The sequence below is a fragment of the Paraburkholderia sp. WC7.3g genome (assembly GCF_050436345.1).
GTDB lineage: Bacteria > Pseudomonadota > Gammaproteobacteria > Burkholderiales > Burkholderiaceae > Paraburkholderia > Paraburkholderia podalyriae.
Genome location: NZ_JBNDMA010000003.1, coordinates 413,456 through 430,744 on the forward strand (window position 1 = coordinate 413,456; position 17,289 = coordinate 430,744).

At 57.0% G+C, this 17,289-nt stretch carries 11 protein-coding genes and 5 pseudogenes; 4 read left to right on the forward strand and 12 right to left on the reverse strand.

Annotated elements, in window-relative coordinates; translation table 11 throughout:
- Positions 1 to 8: 8 nt before the first annotated feature.
- The 8 genes and pseudogenes from OKW43_RS33325 to OKW43_RS33360 all read right to left on the reverse strand — a co-directional run bounded on the left by OKW43_RS33325 (position 9) and on the right by OKW43_RS33360 (position 7,391).
- Positions 9 to 1,592, reverse strand: coding sequence for a class I tRNA ligase family protein (locus OKW43_RS33325; RefSeq protein WP_429452512.1), 1,584 nt, complete (start codon positions 1,590 to 1,592; stop codon positions 9 to 11).
- A 1-nt stretch (position 1,593) separates the two neighbouring features.
- Positions 1,594 to 1,929 (reverse strand): cupin domain-containing protein, encoded by a 336-nt coding sequence (locus tag OKW43_RS33330; RefSeq protein ID WP_429452567.1) that lies wholly within the window; start codon positions 1,927 to 1,929, stop codon positions 1,594 to 1,596.
- Positions 1,930 to 1,945: 16 nt separating this feature from the next.
- Positions 1,946 to 2,725 (reverse strand): phytanoyl-CoA dioxygenase family protein, encoded by a 780-nt coding sequence (locus tag OKW43_RS33335; RefSeq protein ID WP_429452514.1) that lies wholly within the window; start codon positions 2,723 to 2,725, stop codon positions 1,946 to 1,948.
- A gap of 40 nt (positions 2,726 to 2,765) precedes the next feature.
- Positions 2,766 to 4,007, reverse strand: coding sequence for an MFS transporter (locus tag OKW43_RS33340; RefSeq protein WP_429452516.1), 1,242 nt, complete (start codon positions 4,005 to 4,007; stop codon positions 2,766 to 2,768).
- A gap of 4 nt (positions 4,008 to 4,011) precedes the next feature.
- Positions 4,012 to 5,334 (reverse strand): lysine N(6)-hydroxylase/L-ornithine N(5)-oxygenase family protein, encoded by a 1,323-nt coding sequence (locus OKW43_RS33345; RefSeq protein ID WP_429452518.1) that lies wholly within the window; start codon positions 5,332 to 5,334, stop codon positions 4,012 to 4,014.
- Between the two features lie 304 nt (positions 5,335 to 5,638).
- Positions 5,639 to 5,845: pseudogene (locus OKW43_RS33350) on the reverse strand (helix-turn-helix domain-containing protein); the annotation flags it as partial.
- Between the two features lie 176 nt (positions 5,846 to 6,021).
- A pseudogene (locus OKW43_RS33355) lies at positions 6,022 to 6,168 on the reverse strand (IS5/IS1182 family transposase); the annotation flags it as partial.
- 149 nt (positions 6,169 to 6,317) lie between these two features.
- Positions 6,318 to 7,391, reverse strand: coding sequence for a porin (locus OKW43_RS33360; RefSeq protein ID WP_429452569.1), 1,074 nt, complete (start codon positions 7,389 to 7,391; stop codon positions 6,318 to 6,320).
- A 477-nt stretch (positions 7,392 to 7,868) separates the two neighbouring features.
- Here OKW43_RS33360 and OKW43_RS33365 point away from each other — a divergent pair.
- Positions 7,869 to 8,135, forward strand: a pseudogene (locus tag OKW43_RS33365) (IS110 family transposase); the annotation flags it as partial.
- A gap of 195 nt (positions 8,136 to 8,330) precedes the next feature.
- On the opposite strand, the gene OKW43_RS33370 reads toward OKW43_RS33365, so the two are convergent.
- Positions 8,331 to 9,629, reverse strand: coding sequence for a cytochrome P450 (locus OKW43_RS33370; protein WP_429452571.1), 1,299 nt, complete (start codon positions 9,627 to 9,629; stop codon positions 8,331 to 8,333).
- A 453-nt stretch (positions 9,630 to 10,082) separates the two neighbouring features.
- On the opposite strand from OKW43_RS33370, the pseudogene OKW43_RS33375 reads away from it, so the two are divergent.
- Positions 10,083 to 10,319: pseudogene (locus OKW43_RS33375) on the forward strand (transposase); the annotation flags it as partial.
- A 278-nt stretch (positions 10,320 to 10,597) separates the two neighbouring features.
- On the opposite strand, the gene OKW43_RS33380 reads toward OKW43_RS33375, so the two are convergent.
- A complete protein-coding gene (locus OKW43_RS33380) occupies positions 10,598 to 11,776 on the reverse strand; it encodes an IS110 family transposase (protein WP_429452573.1) in 1,179 nt (392 codons plus the stop codon).
- An 82-nt stretch (positions 11,777 to 11,858) separates the two neighbouring features.
- Between OKW43_RS33380 and OKW43_RS33385 the strand changes: the two are divergent.
- Both OKW43_RS33385 and ltrA read left to right on the forward strand, forming a co-directional pair.
- Positions 11,859 to 12,267: pseudogene (locus OKW43_RS33385) on the forward strand (IS3 family transposase); the annotation flags it as partial.
- 682 nt (positions 12,268 to 12,949) lie between these two features.
- Positions 12,950 to 14,467, forward strand: coding sequence for a group II intron reverse transcriptase/maturase (gene ltrA / locus OKW43_RS33390; protein WP_429452520.1), 1,518 nt, complete (start codon positions 12,950 to 12,952; stop codon positions 14,465 to 14,467).
- Positions 14,468 to 15,040: 573 nt separating this feature from the next.
- On the opposite strand, the gene nodU is transcribed toward ltrA, so the two are convergent.
- Positions 15,041 to 16,762: a nodulation protein NodU gene (gene nodU / locus OKW43_RS33395; RefSeq protein ID WP_429452522.1), complete on the reverse strand. Its 1,722-nt coding sequence runs from the start codon at positions 16,760 to 16,762 to the stop codon at positions 15,041 to 15,043.
- 13 nt (positions 16,763 to 16,775) lie between these two features.
- Positions 16,776 to 17,289 (reverse strand): SAM-dependent methyltransferase (locus OKW43_RS33400; RefSeq protein WP_429452524.1); only part of this gene is annotated, 514 nt, incomplete at its 5' end.

Genomic DNA, 17,289 nt, shown 5'->3' on the forward strand with positions numbered 1-17,289 from the left:
ATCGTTGGTTACGCGGCATCGACGGCGCGCTGGAAGCGCGATTGATATTGGCGGATGAACGAGTCGGCAATCGGCATTCCGAACGGCGGAAATTCGGCCGTCCCTCTGGAAGGCGTAGCCAATAGCGTGGCGTTTCCGCCGAGTGCCGGTGTCCAATTCTCGCCAAAGAACACGTTTCCATAGCGTTCGGCCAGCACTGGAATCACGGGATGGAGCATGCTCAGAAAGACGGATACGTGCACCGGCCGCCACGTTTCCGGGCTCGTGCCGAAGCCCGTCGCGACGAAGTATTCGTCAATCAGATCGAGGGCGTTCCAAAAGCGTACCTGCTCCATCGCGGTGATATAACGTTGGACTATGTCGTCGTGCGCCGACGTAAGACCGCTTCCATCGACATTCGCCGAGTGCAGTGAATCGCGGCGGAGAGCGCTTTCCCACGCAAGGATGTGCGAAGCCGACCGGATCAGTTCGCCGATCTGGAAATCGTTATTGTTCGTGCCGAACGGCTTGGCAATCCGAGCGAGCGCATAGCGCAACACACTCGGGTCGACCTGCTGGGATACTTCATCTGCCCAGAGTGCATGGTCGCGGCTGGTCGAGAATTTCTCGCCCTCCAATTTATAGAAGTCCTGGATCGAATGATTTGCCGGAAGCGGGTAGCCGCGCGCAAGCATGCTGCCAGTCACGCCGATGGTGTAGTAGAAGCGGTTATCTTGGCCCATGAAAAACAGGAGGCGTGTATCAGGGTCGCGCATCACGGTGTCGTAGTCGACCTCGTCGCGCGCGCACTGCAAGCGGATCCCCGTCTCGAAACACCAAAGCCCTTCGAACCACGTCATCAATGTTTGCCCCGCAATATTCGCGGGTGCTTCAAGTGTCACACCCCGGTCGAAAACGCGCGACATAGGCAGCGGCCGCAATTCGTCACGCAACCATGCACGCGCTTTACGCTGGATCGTTTGATCCCATTCACTCTCCTTGATCGCATCGTCAAGCATGGCTGCCATGCGAGGGATGTCGAAAACCGCCTGTTCGATGGGGCGAAGCGATAGCGGTTTGCCGCATGACGTGTGGCTTGGCGTTCGCAACTTCGAGTGCTGTTGCGCCAAACCGCAGTTTTCGCACAAGTTGCTGTCGGTGGACGCATCGCACGCGGGGCAGAGGCCGACGGCAAGCGAATCGGCCACGAACTCGTCACAGTTTTCGCAGTAGAGTTGATGGCCATCACGCACATCAATGTAGCCTGCAGCTTCCAGCTCGCGAAAGATCTTCAGACTGTTCTGCTTGTGCGTAGCATCCGTTGTTTTGACGAAGACATCGGGATCGATGTGCATTGCCCGCAAGCAATCCATTATCTCGTCAATATGGAACTGCGCGACTTCGTCAACCGGGCGACCGAGCTTGCGCGCCTTCACTACCGTATAGGTGCCATGCTCGTCCGCACCTGTGACGTGGTAGGCGCGGTGACCTCTCATGCGTTGAAAGCGAACGAAAAGATCGGTGAGCAGATAGACCCCGCCGATATGGCCGAGATGCAGCTTGCCGTTCGGGCAGGGCGGTGCGGGGCAAACGAAAAAAGTGCGTGTGTTCACGTTAGTCCCACCATATCGATAGAAATTTCAGGCTCGCTGCCGGATCGGCATTGCGAATCGCGTGCTCCTGATTCGGCTCGATATAGAGCAGCGTTGAATCTGCGAATGGCCACGCCTGACCATTCACCTCGAAGACTCCCTTGCCTGAAATGAGTACCCACAGTTCATGCTCGGAATGGGAGTGCAGATTGACAGCGCCCGCCGGCATGACCTCAACAATCGACGTGCCGAACGCTGTTGTCAGGCCAGCGGGCAGATGTTCGAGCAGCCGGCAAACAAGAACGCCGTATTCCGGCCGCATCATGGATGGGTCAATCTGCTTTGTGTACACGCACATCCTCCGGTGAATTACATTAGGTGCGATAGAAAATGCCATTTGGCGGCTTCAGATCGTGGATATCCGATTCCTTTCCTTCGGGTGGGTTGTAGGCACGCTTCAGTTCGTTGTATTCCGTACGCGTTGGGCCACCAGTTGAGGCGCGCTGGAACACCAGATAGAGCGCGCGGCGCGAACGGTTACTTTTGTTGGGCTTCGAATAGTGCGGCGCGTAGTCGTCGAAGACGAAGATGTCGCCGGCCTTCCAGGGCACGGGTTCCCACTTGAACGTCTCGGCCACTTCCGGATGAATCACGCCGCCGGCGTCCATCGGAAACACACCTTTCTGATGGTTGCCCGGACTGAAGAACAGGCCGCCGTTGTCCGGATCGGAATCGTCGATGCCGATGGCGACCACGGCATGCACCATGCGTTCAGGAATGTTGTGCGGGATGTGATAGATGTCCTGATGCGGACGATAGCCGCCGCTGTCCGGGTACTTGAAGATGAGCAGTTCCTTGAGCATGCGGGTATCTTCATCGAGAAGCGATTCGACGGCCGTCTGGATGCGCTTGTCGGCCAGCAACAGGTCTCGCAGCTCGTTGTTGAAGTCCAAAAAGTTCTCTACCTTTGAAACGATCCTGCGGTCGTCCTCGGTCTTCTCGAACCACATCATCCATTTGCTGTCGCTGATATCCCAGCGCGAGACATCGTTGACCAGAGCAGAAATCTTTTCGCGGGTGACCGGATCGAAAAAGCCCTCTACTTTTAGATATCCATCTTCGTGCCACTTGGATATTTGCGTTTCATTCAACATACGAACCACCTCGTCAAGGAACGGAGTTTTCAAGGAGAAGTCAGGCGGTGAAATGCGCCTTCATTCGCATGACGCCGAGTAGCACGACATTGGCGAGTACGGCGCCTAGCAGGGCGACGAGCATTGCATCGGCGCCGAAAACGTGAATCAGGGCGCCACATAGGAAAGGGCATCCGAACAGACCGATGAAATAGGCAAGCGTAAAGATTTGCGAAGTCACCGGCACCGAAACGGCGTGGTCTCCGGCGAGGTTCACGGCCATGCCGTTCAGGGTCGAGTAGCTCAGTCCGTAGCCCGTGGCGAACAGCGCGGTAGCGACGATATAAAGCGTCGTACTGCCGTGGTTCGACAGGAACAGTACGAGCGAGGCGCCGGTCAGCAAAAACAATGCGAGCGCCAGTCGCGCGGGCTTGATGCGTCCCATGGTTCTCGCGAGCGACAAGCGCAGTGCCACGCTGGTTATCGTGAACGTCAGGAAGAACAGGTCTGGCCTGAGGTTACGCGAGACGGCATAGGGTGTCTGGTAAGTCGCCAGCCCGGCGAAGACACAGGCTGCCAGTGCGATCATTGCGATCGGCACTGCTGTTCGTGCCCTGAGCAGGGCCAACGTGTCGGTCGCGGTAATGGCCACGCGCGTCATCGGCAAACAGGACCTATCCCTCATCGCCTCGCCGGCGATCTTGACGCAGACTGCCGCCACCGCGCATGCCGCAGCGAAGAGAAGGTAGGCCAGCGCGATCGAGCCGGTATGTTGGGCGATCAGGCGGCTCAAAGGCGCCGCCATGCCTAGGCCGGCCATTTGCGTGCCGGAGACGAAGGTCAGGTACTGGATACGCGCGTTGGGGCACAGATGATGGATGATTTGCAGCGGCGCGAGTATGAAGAACACGGACCACCCAGCGCCCAACAGCAAACCGCCTGCATAGACGGCACGAATGTCCATTGGCGCAGCGGCGAAGCAGAGCATGCTGCCTGCCATGACGAGCGAGGCCAGCGCGATGGTCGGCATGACACCGATACGCTGGGCTATGCGCCCAGCCATGCAGCAGCAGATCATGGTCGAGACCATGCCGCTCGAAATCACGGCGCCGGCGACATCGCTCTTCTTGCCCAGGGATTGCAGGTACTCGGGCAGGAGAAAACTCGTCCCGTACGAAGCGGCGATCACCAGTGACGCGATCAGAAACGGAATGAACGCCCGTAATTGGAGGGATGCCGGCAAGTGCTCGGCGTGTGAGATCGCACGCTCGCCAGTCGATAGATCAATGGAGGAGCCAGTCATGCGCTTACGCCACTGCCGGTTGACGCGAGGCCTGAGGCGCGTCGCACAGTATCGATCCTGCTTCAGTCTCCTGATCCTCAAGGCTGTCGAGCAGTTGCCGGTCCGGAACATCCGGATAGAACGCACGACCTAGCAGACTGTTGATGATGCGGCTGTTCCTGTACGCGACCAGCGAAAGATTGACGCTTTGCAGGCCGTGCTGCACGCGGCTTTGGTTTTGCAGATACACGGAACCGGGCATTGGCGCATCGAAGCGCACGGCGTAATCGGGATCGAGCGTTGGCAGACCGTCTTCACGGCTTGCGCCGTCGAGCAGCTTCTGAACGAATGGCAAATGGCGCGGCTGAAAACCGGTTGCCAGGATGATTCTGTCCGCGCTTATGCCGTTGCGCTGCGACGTGACGAGCGAGGTCAACCCGATATGCCAGCGACCGCTGCGGCGTGTGATCTCGTCCATTGTCACCGAAGGCAACAGACGAAAGCAGTCGGCTAGCATGCCATGGACGCTGCGTTCGTACAACGCTTCATAGAGCCGGTTGCACAGGCTGGCGGAGATGCCGTCGCTGGTGAGCTTTTCGCTTTCGACAATGGCGCGGCGCTGCCGGATCGGCAGCGTGTGAAAGCGTTGGCTATAACTGGGCATGTATGCTTCATTGACAAATGCGTTGTCGTCCATCGCAAACAGATTGGCGCGCGACGTCGCCCAAGTGATCTTGTCGGGACCTGACTCGGTGAGCATGTGCTCGACGACTTCCGCGCCGCTCTGCCCGCCGCCCACCACCAGCACATGTTCGTCTTCGCTGAACGGTTTCCGGTTGAGGTAGTCGTCTACGTGATAGACCGTCTCGCCAACCACCTGCCGCGCACATGCCGGCACCTTGGGTTCGACGCCGACCCCGATCACTACCGCGCGCGCATGATATGTGCGCGCGGTAGTGGTCACGCAATAGCCCTTATTGCAAGGCCTGATATCGATCACCTCCTCGCCGAATCGAAGCGTGTCCAGGCATTGCGCGACCCATTGGTAATAGTGGGTGAACTCACGTCGCGACGTGCTGTTTCCACCTTTATTCACGAAGCTGTACAGGCGTCGATGTACAGCGAGATAGTTGAGAAAGGAATATGGGCTTGTGGGATTCACCAGGGTCACACAATCCTTGAGTGGCGACACCTGGAGTTGACTTTGGGGCAGCATGAGCCCCGGATGCCAGGAGAATTTTATGCGCTTCTCAAAGAAGAGCGCTCGCAAACCGGTGGGCTGAATGAGCGCCGCGAGGCTTAGATTGAACGGTCCGATACCGATACCGATGACGTCTAGCATGTCCATAGGAAGTTGTTCCGCCGTTAGAGGGGAATTGGCCAACCGATATAGTGCAGCGCAATTCTCGTGGACTAAGATTGAGACGGTGATGCCGGCGTCCTGAGTAGCCGATGCCCGCTGCAGGAAAACGAAAGCCGTAGATGACGATCGCTTTTCTTAATAATGGCATTCTGAACAGCACTATGCTTGGTTTGACATTACCTCGGGCCGCCTGAGTGAATCATACGAGGAATTAAGAAGCTGAACACTTTGAACATACGCAAACCTTGCGATGCGTCAATTGTTTACGCGGCGTTGTCGGACTCAGACGCCGGACGCGCTCGGTCACATAGGTGACGAACGGGTCGATCACGCAAGACCGCGCTGCTCGTGGGCCGTATCGTGGCAACTGAACGCCGTCCCTGATGTACTTGCGAACTGTCTTGCGATCCATGTCAAGCCGGGCAGCAATGGCCCAGACGCTCAGTCCCTGCCGATGCAGTTCCAAGATCGTCATCACATCTCCCAGATTGATCATCGACGTCCCCGTCAGCGTGAGCCTGAACGGGACTATCGTCGGCGATCAACCGATGAGGCGGTTGATCATCGACGTCCCCGTCAGCGTGAGCCTGAACGGGACTATCGTCGGCGATCAACCGATGAGGCGCGCTGCTACGCCGCGCGCCTCATCCTTCGACCACCTGGGGATTTTACTTCGACGAAAAGGGGGGCGGCAATCAGGCGCGCCGACGTCGCCGGTCGCCTCTTGTGCGACATGAAGCTCTCGCTCATTGATGCGCCCAGTCGATCCCAGTTGATTAGGTCGACCAGTCGCTCCGGCACAGGCGTCTTCGGACCCATCTGCACCTCGTCGAAAAGTGCAGGATTTACGCGTCAATATGCCAGGTTCCCGCAATTCCTACAACGCCATTTCGGCTCCAAAGCCATGCCATATAAGGCTCACCGGATTGTTAGGCTCGACTAATTAGCCGCCGATTTTCAACTTTAATCTAGAAGGTCGTTCGGATTCCGAATCTAAACACGCGTGCCGTGGAGTTGGGGTATGCCGGTTCGCCGTAATATAGGGCTTGCCCCAACGTGTAAGCGGACCCATTTTTATTTTTTGTTTGTGCATATCCGACATATATAATGGTGTTTTTCAAAAGAGAATAAAAAATACCCAGTCCTACAATGTACGAGTTTTTTGACTGAGTAATTCCATTCGAGGCGTCAATCAATTTGATAACTTGTGCCATTAATACGGTCGAACGGGTGATTTGATAGCTCGCCCCAAGATTGGCAAGTGCATACCGCAACGAATTATTCAACGATGCTGCGCCAGTTATGATTGAATAGTCATCCTTAGTGTATCCGAGATACACTCTTACCGGCCCAATCCCATAGTTACCGCCGACACCCCATGCTTTGTAATATCCCTGATCCAATGCGTCTCTCTGATAGGCATATCCGGCATGAAACGTTGCGGGGCCATTGGTGTAATTGATTGCCCCGCTAAAAGTTGTTCCGCCACTTTTAGATTTCGCAACACCGCCGAGACCGTACATCAACCCAACCGAGAATCCATAAATTTTCGGAGATGAGTAAAGAACGGAATTATTAACGCGGCACGTAATGACCTCGGTAAGGAGCGTAGCTTGGACGGTACCATTAGGCAAAGTACGATCAACACCCCAGATGCTCCCTCCTAAGCCTCCCAAAAAAACGTCGTTGTCACTCATAGCAAGAAACTCTGGCGAGTATTGACGACCAAAAGTTAAAGTCCCTTCAGGACCTTCGAAACCAATATACGCTTGCCGGCCGAAAAGTGCACCGCCCTGCTGTATGGTGCCGGTATTAGGCGCGAAACCACTCTCAAGTCTGAAAATAGCTTTGTAACCGTCGCCGAAGACTTGGCTACCCATAAGGCCAAGTCGCGATCCGAACGTGCCGCCATTCGACATTTTAGTTAAGGTTCCTCTGCCCTGATTTGAGATATCAATGAGAACATCTAATGCTCCATATAGCGTAACGCCACTCTGCGCTCGGCTTGAATCGCACGCTAATCCAAAAAATACTCCCATCATCACTGCGTATACCGATTTTATCATTTGGAAGCCGAATCTCTTTTTGCTTCTGATGAGCCAATATCGTGGTCATTGAACAAATCCGACAGAAAGTGGTGTTGCATGATGTAATAGCTAAATCTATGCCGTGCGCACTCCGTTACTATCTTCACGCTTCGACAATTGAGAATTGGGAATCTAGGCCCGGCATGATTCTCCAAGTTGCAGTCGTGACCCGGGGAGCACCGGGCTTGGTGGGGCGGGTGATCGCTAATAGGAGTTCAGCCGGAACATCGTTAGGCCATCCGGTACGTGAATGCCGAGACTTGCCGCCGTTGCAGACCGAACCGTGCAACGTGCGGAGCCCTCGATGCATGAAAAGCCAACAACATCGCTTAGTCGACCCATTCATGAGCGTTGACGTAGGCAAAGGTCACCATCGCCCCGTAGCCCTCGGCCAAACCCGAAAGCGTTGGTACAGCAAAGCCCTGCCCGACGATGAGGCCAAGGTGTGCACTCATCTCCGAACTGAAGACGTTCGGTGAACTTTTGTTCGTCGTAGATCATCCTCACCATCGAAGCATTGTCCGCGGCAGTCTCTCCTGGCCTTGGTGTCATAGTCGCATCCTTACCAGCCTGGCTATGCGCCGCATTGCCGACCTGCTCGATGGCAATGCCAAGATTGATGCGCGCGATGCCGCCGTCATTGCTATAGCCATGCACTCAATGCCGCTTCCACTGCGCTGCCTCCGACTGGCTGACGTACTGCTCGCCGAAATCACCATGCTGCGCGGCCGCCACAACCCACGCTGCAGGCAGAGGTGCGAAAGAGGACGCTCGGTTCATCGTCAAGCCCGAGATCATATGCGGCTTCATGCCGGACCGGTACGTAGGCGCCTGGTGAGTTCCGCAGTGAAGGCCGAGCCTCGAGGGTCCACTCCAACTACAGGCTCCGGTGGGTCAATGCGGATGCACCACGCAACGAACTGGAAGGTGCTTCGGGCCGCTCACGAAGCTGGATGCAACGAATTCGATTTCGCCCGCCGGCTCAATAAGCCGCAACCTCGGGACCAGTTCCTCAAACAAGATGCGCATTTCCATGTTCGCGAGATGCTGACCCAGGCACACGTGGGCGCCGACGCCGAAAGCGAGATGCCGGTTCGGTTTGCGGTCGATATTGAATGCGAACGGCTCAGGGAAGACTTGCTCGTCACGATTTGCCGAGCCATAGCAGAGCATCAGCCAATCGCCCTTGCGGATTGTCCGACCCCGGACGTTGGTATCGGCAGTCGCTGTACGCATAAAATGACGCACCGGCGATGCGTAGCGAAGGGTTTCGTCGATAAACTGCGGAATCAGCGAACGATCCGCCTGTAGTCGCGGCAGTAGCTCAGGGAAGCGGCTCAACGCCCACATCGCGACCGATATGGACGACGAAACCGTATCATGCCCTGCTGCAGCGATGATCACGTAATAGCCAAGACGGGTCGCCTCATCGATAGGCTGTCCATTGATCACCGCGTTGGCCAGCAAGCTTGCGATATCGTTACGTGGGTTCTTCCGGCGGTCTTCGGTCAGGCGGTCGAAATAATCCTTGAAGTCGGCCACAATGGACAGCAGAGCCTTGCCCATAGCACTGCTCGCATCGCCCTGGCGCTGCACTTCGCGCTTGTATTCGGCATCCTCGCTTCCAAACATCTCCTGAGTCAGCGTCAACATGCGCAGGGAATCTTCCTGCGGAACGCCGAGAATATCCATGATCACACTCAGTGGGAAATGCAATGCAAAGTCATTCGCAAAATCGATCACTTGCCCGCTGTGATGCAACAGCTTCGCGATCGTCATATTCGCCAGCGATCGAATGCGGTCGTCAAGCTCGAGAATGCTGTTCGGCATGAACCAAGACTGTGTCAGCGCACGTAGACTCTTGTGCTCGTCGCCGTCAACGTGCACGAGCGATCGGACGATGTTTGGACTACCGGTGGTGGAAATGACATGCTCGATCGACGCTCTTGGCCTGCAGACGACAGAATAGTCGCCGTTGTGAAACAAGACGTTTTCTCTTGAAATCATGGAGACGTCGGCGTGTTTCGTGACCACCCAGAACGGATCATGTCCGTCCGCCATTGCGCGCCCGACAGGGTTGTTTGCACGCGCCCAAGTATAGGTTTCATGGAGACGATTGAGGTTGGTATAGGACTGCGGATCAACCAGATAGTCTGCTATGTCTTTCGGTAGGTCGTAATTTGGCATGCTCATGATATTGATAGTGCGGTTTGAAAATGGGCGGGCGGCACCATCCAGGCAAGAGAAGGGCGCCTCTTCCCGCCCCATTCCGCTATTCGGCTCCCCGCGGACTCAATGACTGGTCTCAACGGCGGATTCAACCGGTGGATGCAATAGTTTGCTGTCATCCGGTATCTGCAGGTCGGTCCCCCGTTGGCGTAGGCACTGCAGCGTTCGCATCGGTAATGTGGGTGAACTGGTCTTACGGACGTCGATATCCCCCGTCGTATTCCTTCATACTATTCGCGGTCTCCCTGCGTACCCTTAATCTGGGTCAACTTTTCTTGGTTAAGTGATCACTCAGGCGGTCCTTGAGGGCTACTGTTTGTCGGGCCAGTAAGAGGTGGGAGCGCAAATTCGGACAGTCGGATAAGTGGAATGCTCGGAGCCTGAGCCGGCGATAATGCCGACAAAGGAACCAGGAAGATGACGAAGAGAACCCGACGGACGCACTCAGCCGCGTTCAAAGCGAAAGTTGCGATGGCGGCGGTCAAGGGCGAGCGGACGCTAGGCGAATTGGTGCAGCAGTTCGATGTGCACCCGAACCAGATCACCGAATGGAAGCGGCAGTTGCAGGAACGTGCCGCCGACGTGTTTGGCGCAGGCGGCACGGCGTCGAGCGAGCCGCAAGTCGATTTGAAGGAGCTACATGCGAAGATCGGCTAGCTCACGCTGGAGAACGATTTTTAATATGGCCTGTTTTTGCAAGCAGCACGAGCGTAGCTCTCGCTGCCGCGATCTCGAACGTCAACGTATCCGACCTCATTGGTAACGCGGCACACGGGCTGTTTATCGACGATGGATCAAGCTCATATCTGCGGGCTGGTTACCGCATTTCATCTTTCCGTCACGGGGCTGCCTCGTTCTTAACCACGGAGATCACGCAGTCGCGTGCTCACAAAAAAATCTCGAGGGTTCCCCACATCGCGCCCGGTGCCGCGTTACCGATCAGGTGGAAGATAGAGGTTTTGCGATAGCCGCTCCGTACTAAATAAGTCGATGAGAATTTGCTGAGGTGTTCGGGCTCGCTGCAGTTGCCTTCCGATATCCCAGATGAATCCGCGTAGTTCACGCGCGATTGCCGCACACGTCTTGTTCTGATGGAGACCTCGTGCGCGAAGCCGACGAAATCTGTGGCGGAGCCGAACCTGCGCTTTCCAGGCGATGTCGATGATATGTCGAGGTTGTCCTTCCAGCCGAAGCTGTAGAGATTCGCCGATTCTGGCGGGCAACCGATAATTCCACGCTGCCTCGACAAGTATCCTGCGCACGTGCGTGTTGCCCGTCTTCGTCAGACCGCCGCGTTGCCTTGTGTTCCCGCTGGAGTGTTCCGACGGTACAAGTCCCAGGTAGCTCATGAATTCGCGTGGATGAGGGAAGCGTCGCAAATCGCCAAGTTCAGCCACAATGGTCAGTGCGGAGATGAAGTCAATACTGCGCAGGGTCATCAGGCCTTTGACCGTTGGCAACCAACGCCCGGTCTCGGCATGGGCGCGCAGCGACTGCGTGATGCGCTCGACGAGTTCGGTAGCAAACCGCACTGCCATACGGTACTCGGAGAAGACCATATGCTGGGCGGAATCCTCGAACTTGATCTTTGAGAGGAAGAGTTCATGCTTCGGCCCCCAGCGACTACCGGTATAGGCGTGACCATGGCGAAGCAGGAAGGACTTAAGCCGCTGTCGCACCCTGCGCAAATCATTCACGGCATCCTCACGGGCACGAACCAGGTCGCGGATGGCTTCATCCTGCGGTTCGGGAACGGTAACTGGAACAAGTTCGCCAGCCCGATGCAGTCTCGCTAATAGTAGTGCGTCGCGACGATCCGTCTTGATTCTGTCAGCCGGTCGACGGGCGACCCTCGACGGAGCAACGACTTCGCAGTGATAGCCGCGTTTGCGTAACGCTCGCACGAGTCCGTAGCCGCAGGGCCCTGCTTCATAACAGACGCTCAATTCCGAAGGTTTGCCAAGCCTGGAAAGCGTTTTGGTCAAGGAAATGACGCTGTAGCCGGTGGTGCCGACGAATTGGGGATCATCGCGAGAGTGCGCGCGTGCGCTCGCAATCGCGATCGAGTCCTTGTGAACATCGAGCTCGACGTAAAGCTTGACCTCATCTATGACTTTCTCCGCCGTTCCGTGAGGGTCGTTCGATTATCAAACGAACGCCAATGTCGCGGTTCCCTGACGGCCATCATGTCTTAAGCGGCGCGCTCAACAAGGCGGGATTGCTGAGCGCAAAGCGATGATCGATCGTACACGCGAATTGCCGGTCTCGCAGCAGGCGGCTCGTTGGTATCGCAAGATCGAGCGTGTATTACCGGGCGCAACCGGTGAGCAACGCAGACTAGTTGCTGATGCGCCGGATCGACGAACTGCACATGGAGTTTCCGTTTGCCGGAGTGCGGATGCTGGCGCGACTGCTGCGTCGCGAGGGGCACGAGATTGGCAGCAGGCGCGCGCGCACGCTGATGAAGCGCATGGGTATCGAGGCGCTGTACTGCAAGCCGAACACGAGCCGACGCAATGCGCGGCACAAGATCTGGCCGTATCTGCTGCGGGGCATGACGATCAATCGGGCAAACCGGGTCTGGGCACTGGATACGAGCTATAGTACGCCCAGCCAGCGTAGCCCGCCCGTATCGGGGGTGAAGCTGCTTGAGCATGTTTGGAATGCAGGACTCCGGAGAAGTTGACTTTGCAGTACCGGGGCATGCCCTTCTTCTGCTGCGAGAGGAAGTGAGCCGAAGCGGCGGTGACTTGCTGACACTGGCAAGGTGACGAAGTCCGTGGGAAACGGGGCTTGCGGCGAAGCGATTACGCCAAGATGAGCCTCCAGGCTGAGCATGGGACGGTTGAGGAACACGAACCTGTTAAACCGCATCTGAGGGTTGAAGTGTCACCCTTGCCCACATCGCTTTATGGGCAGGACGCAAACTGTCGCCGTACACATGTAGCGCCCGGCGACACGAGTGCTGACTGGACATGTACGCCAGTCCGTATGGAACCATGGGGAGCGCGCAGCTAGACCGTGGTGTTTGCGACGACTTGCGGCAAGCAAGGATAAAGACTGCGACAGGCAACCTCGCCCGTGTGTTGAGTCCAGCATGTGAACTGGGGAAGGTCTGCACGGATGCCAAGGGAGTGAGCCCCCGATGACGTGCAGGCTGGCGGAGCCTCCGTAGTAGTCCGAGGTCGGGAAAGCCGGCCACATGGCGAAGGGAGGCAGTTTAAGTGGTTTGCTGGGTTAATTAACTGACCATAGTGAGGTGAAGACCTTTGATAATCAGTGAAATGCAAAGCAAACTGGCGACATGGTCGACGGAGAACAGAGAGCGCAAGTTCGATCGACTCCTGAGACTGATTGCTGACAGGGAGTGGCTGAGCGAAGCGGCTCGTATTACGCTGGCATCCAGCGGAGCCCGCACGCCGGGCGTGGACGGCGTTGATCGGCGCATTATGGAAGCGAAACTCCAGCATGAGCTGTCAACGATACGCGATGAGTTGCTGGCGGGCTCGTATAGCCCGCTGCCTGCACGTCGCGTATACATACCGAAGGCGAACGGCAAGCTCAGACCACTCGGCATCCCTTGTCTACGGGATCGGATTGTGCAAAGGGCCATGCTAATGGTCATGGAGCCTATCTGGGAGAGTGACTTCCATTGGGCTTCATACGGCTTCAGGCCTGCCCGTAGCGTACACCACGCGATTCGCACGGTGAAGCTTCAGTTGCAGGACGGTGGTGAACAAAGTGTCGCCGGACGTTGGGTAATCGAGGGCGACCTCGCCAGCTACTTCGACACCGTTCATCACCGTCTGCTTCTGAAGGGAATCCGCAAGCGGATCGCCGATCAGCGTTTCCTTGCCCTGCTCTGGAAGTTCATCAAGGCGGGCTGCGTTGATCGTGATCTGTTTCGTGCCTCGAGTGAAGGCGTTCCTCAGGGCGGTGTCATCTCACCCCTGTTATCCAACATCATGCTGCACGAATTCGATGTGTGGATGGAGAAGAACTACCTGAGCAAGAAAGTGCGCAAGGATCGGTGGGCGTGGAACTTCGCCATTCTCAAGCAGCGTCCGATTACTGTGCGAGAAAACCGGCAGTGGAAACCAGCTATCGCCTACTGTCGGTATGCAGATGACTTTGTGATCGTGGTCAAGGGGACTCGCGAACATGCTGAGGCTGTACGCGAAGCTTGCCGTGGGTTCCTCGAGGGCGAACTGAAGCTTACGCTGAATATGGAGAAAACCCATATTACGCATGTGAACGGCGGCTTCGTCTTCCTTGGTCACCGCATCATCCGCAAGCGCGGAGCACGCGGTCGCATGCGACCTGTGACAACCATTCCGTGGGAGAAGTATCGGGGCTTTGCCGGGCGGCTCGTCGAGGAGCTGTCGGGCAACTACAGCATGAACCGGATGGACCTGATGGAAAGCCTGAACCGGCAGCTTGCCGGCTGGGCCGCCTTCTATCAATACACCGACTTCACGGCCACCATGTTCAGAAAGCTTGACCGGGTCGTATTCTGGAAGTTCGGATACTGGCTTGCGCGCAAGTATCGGCGCGGCTTCAGGTCGCTAATGCGCGACCATATCCGGGCGCCAGAACCGGGAAAGGCCACGACATGGATGTTGCACGGCCAGAACAGCCGGGGTTGGTATGGGGCGGTGGGGCTTCGGCGTCTCGTTACCAGTCGCAAGGGTCGTTTTACCTGGCGCACGCCGATGGAAAATCCGTACATCTTGCGCGATGAGACACGTAGCACCATTGAGTCGCGCTATGCTGATGTCGCCTTTGCTATGAGCAACACTTGAATGGAGAGCCGGATGCGCTGAAAGGTGCAAGTCCGGTTCGGGGAGGAGAGACAGGGAAATAGTTCGACTACGCCCTGTCTCTTACTCCACTCCCGATGGCGCGCGGCTTCGTGCATCTGACCGCCGTGGTGGACTGGGCCAGCCGGAAGGTCCGGTTCGTGACGCCGGCGCAGCTTGATGCCAACCTCGACTAGGACATTCTAGATCGACGTGCGGCGTCTACGAGAGCGCCCGGCAGCGCAATCCGCTCCGATGGAAAGGCCGCACGCGCAACTGGCAGCGCGCAAGTGCTGTGGATCTGAACCCGGATCGAACCGACAACCTACCAGGCACTCCGCAGCGCGATAACCAGCAGCGAAAGGCCGTCTGAACTCTAAACGTTGAGGCGACAACTACCTTGAAAAATTTCCGAGGATGGCATCGAGGTTCCGCGGGTCGATGAGCAACCTCCGCCCTGGATAAGTGCTTGCGAAAATCGAGCCAAGGGAGGCCTGCTGATCGTCTTCGGACCGTAGCGATAGAGCGAGCTGCCGGGACAATTGACCGCATCGTACTGACCACTGAGCTGCAATGTCAGCAATCTTCGAACGGCGACGTAGCGAAAAGTGTTTCGTCGACTGACGGCGACAGACCAGTCCTGGTCAGTAACAAACCGTCGCACCACACACGTTCGACGCATCCCCACGCACAGGCTGAAGCAGCGTCCGGGAAGAAACCTCGTCCGTGATAGTTGGCGCTCGTGTTGCAGAGCAACGGAATACCCGTCAGCTTTTCGTATTCGACCAGAAGTTGCGCCACCGGATGCTCGGAAGTTCTTGAAATGGTCTGCAATCGGGCAGATCCGTCGAGATGCACGACGGCAGGGATTTTTTCTCGCCATTCCGCGCGCGTCTGATGATCGAACAACATATAGGGATCAGGGCTCCCCGGGCTAAAAATGGTCGGCGCACGATCCTCAAGGCATATTGGCGCTACGGGACGGAAGTGCTCTCGAAACTTGATGTCATTGAGATGATCCTTCATTGTGGGCGAAGTCGCGGCGGCCAGAATGCTTCTGCCCCCCAATGCTCGTGGTCCGAGCTCGGCCCGGCCGGCAAGGAAAATGACGGGCTCGCTACTGGCGAGTATGCTGGCGAGTTCTGCAATGGAGCAAGTAGACGCCGTCCATCCGGGCGGTACTTGGCAACCTTTTAAGGCCGGTCCGCTATATACCGACCACTCCAGCGGCACGAAGCCCTTCTCGGCTGCTAGCGCGCAACAAGCGGCGCCAATCGCAGACCCGCTATCGTTGGGAAACGGCGGCACCCAGATTGCGTCGAACAAACCGCTCGCGCGCAGGGCGCTGTTCCATTTGATATTGAGTCCGCATCCGCCAGCGATGCACAAATTTTTAGGGCCCGCAATCGAATGGCGCTGCAGCGCGATACCCATTTCATGAACGAGAAGACGCTCGAGGAATACATGGAACGAGGCGAGTACGTCTTCGGGCGGCTTGACTTCCAGTCGCAGCGCGCTTGCTTCGAAGAACTCGCCTACAGCCGCTAGTGACGCGTCCGCGCTGTGGATGTTCTCGCGATAAGCTTGCGCACACTCCGTGTCGCCAGCAAAGCGTGCCTGATAAAGCTCGCGAAATACCTCAACGATATCTTCGTCAACGGAGCCCAGCGCGATGTAAGCCATCAGCTTGCCGGCCACACCCAGATCCCACCGGGCGCCGCCCGGCTTCTTATAAGGACCAAAGTGATGACCCGCCGCAGCGTAGATGTGACCTATCACGGGGAACAGGCAGTCGACATGGCGGGCGTGGTGGCGTTCTACATGATAGAGGCGTGGGACGATGCCACCATCCCACACCAAACAGAATGCAGGTTGCCCGCTTTGGGCAAAGGGACTGGTGCAGTACGCGGAGGCCACATGGCCTGACACGTGAGGATAGCTTTTATAAGGAAAGGACTGGCCGCCGACAAGCAGTCCGGAGCCGTCGAGCGAAGCGAGAAGATCATCGGCTCGGCGTTCGGCATAAGGAGCCCCTTTCAGGCTGACGGGAATCGACCCACTGAGGACGCGAAACTGCGACTCGACTACTCCGTCCCAGCCGTCGATGACAAACTGGTCGATATCGTGCGCATCGAAACCATGCTCGGCCAATGCGATCGCGATCGCGTCGAGGTCGTCGATCGCCTGATACCGCGGATTGTTGTCTCGCTTTTCCTGCTCCACGCAAAAAATTAGTTTTCCATCCTCGACAAGGGCGATCGCTCCGTCGTGCGTCAGTTTGATCCCACAGATGCGCATAATATCTCCCGGCCTAACGCTGGTAAGTTGGTCCGCACGAAGGCGAAGCCGCGTTTCGAAAACAGGCGAGCAGACAGTCTTCATTCAACGACTGACCGACGCACCTCAAACGATCGATTTCAACCAGCTCTTCTTCCAGGATGGCTATGACCGTCTCGGCTCCGGCAATGTGGCCCCATCGCCGGCAATTGGCGTCGCGTGCCGATCCGAAAACCAGCTGTCCACCGGGCGCAAGCATCCGTGCTAAATTGCGGACGGCCGCGCGCACCTCGGCGCTCCCGTCGAGGTAATAGAGAACCTCCGCCACCACGACCAGATCGAACTGTTGCTCAGTCGAAAAATGCTGGACATCGGAGACGATCCAATTGATGTGAGGTGGGTCCATCATCCGTTCGCGTGTCCTGGCAATTGCGTGTGGCACGATATCGATCACGGTGAGCCGTTGGCAGTGCGGTGCCAATTTTTCCGTGAAGGCTCCGCCTGCGCATCCGACTTCGAGCGCATTTGTGACGGATCCCTGCGAAAGT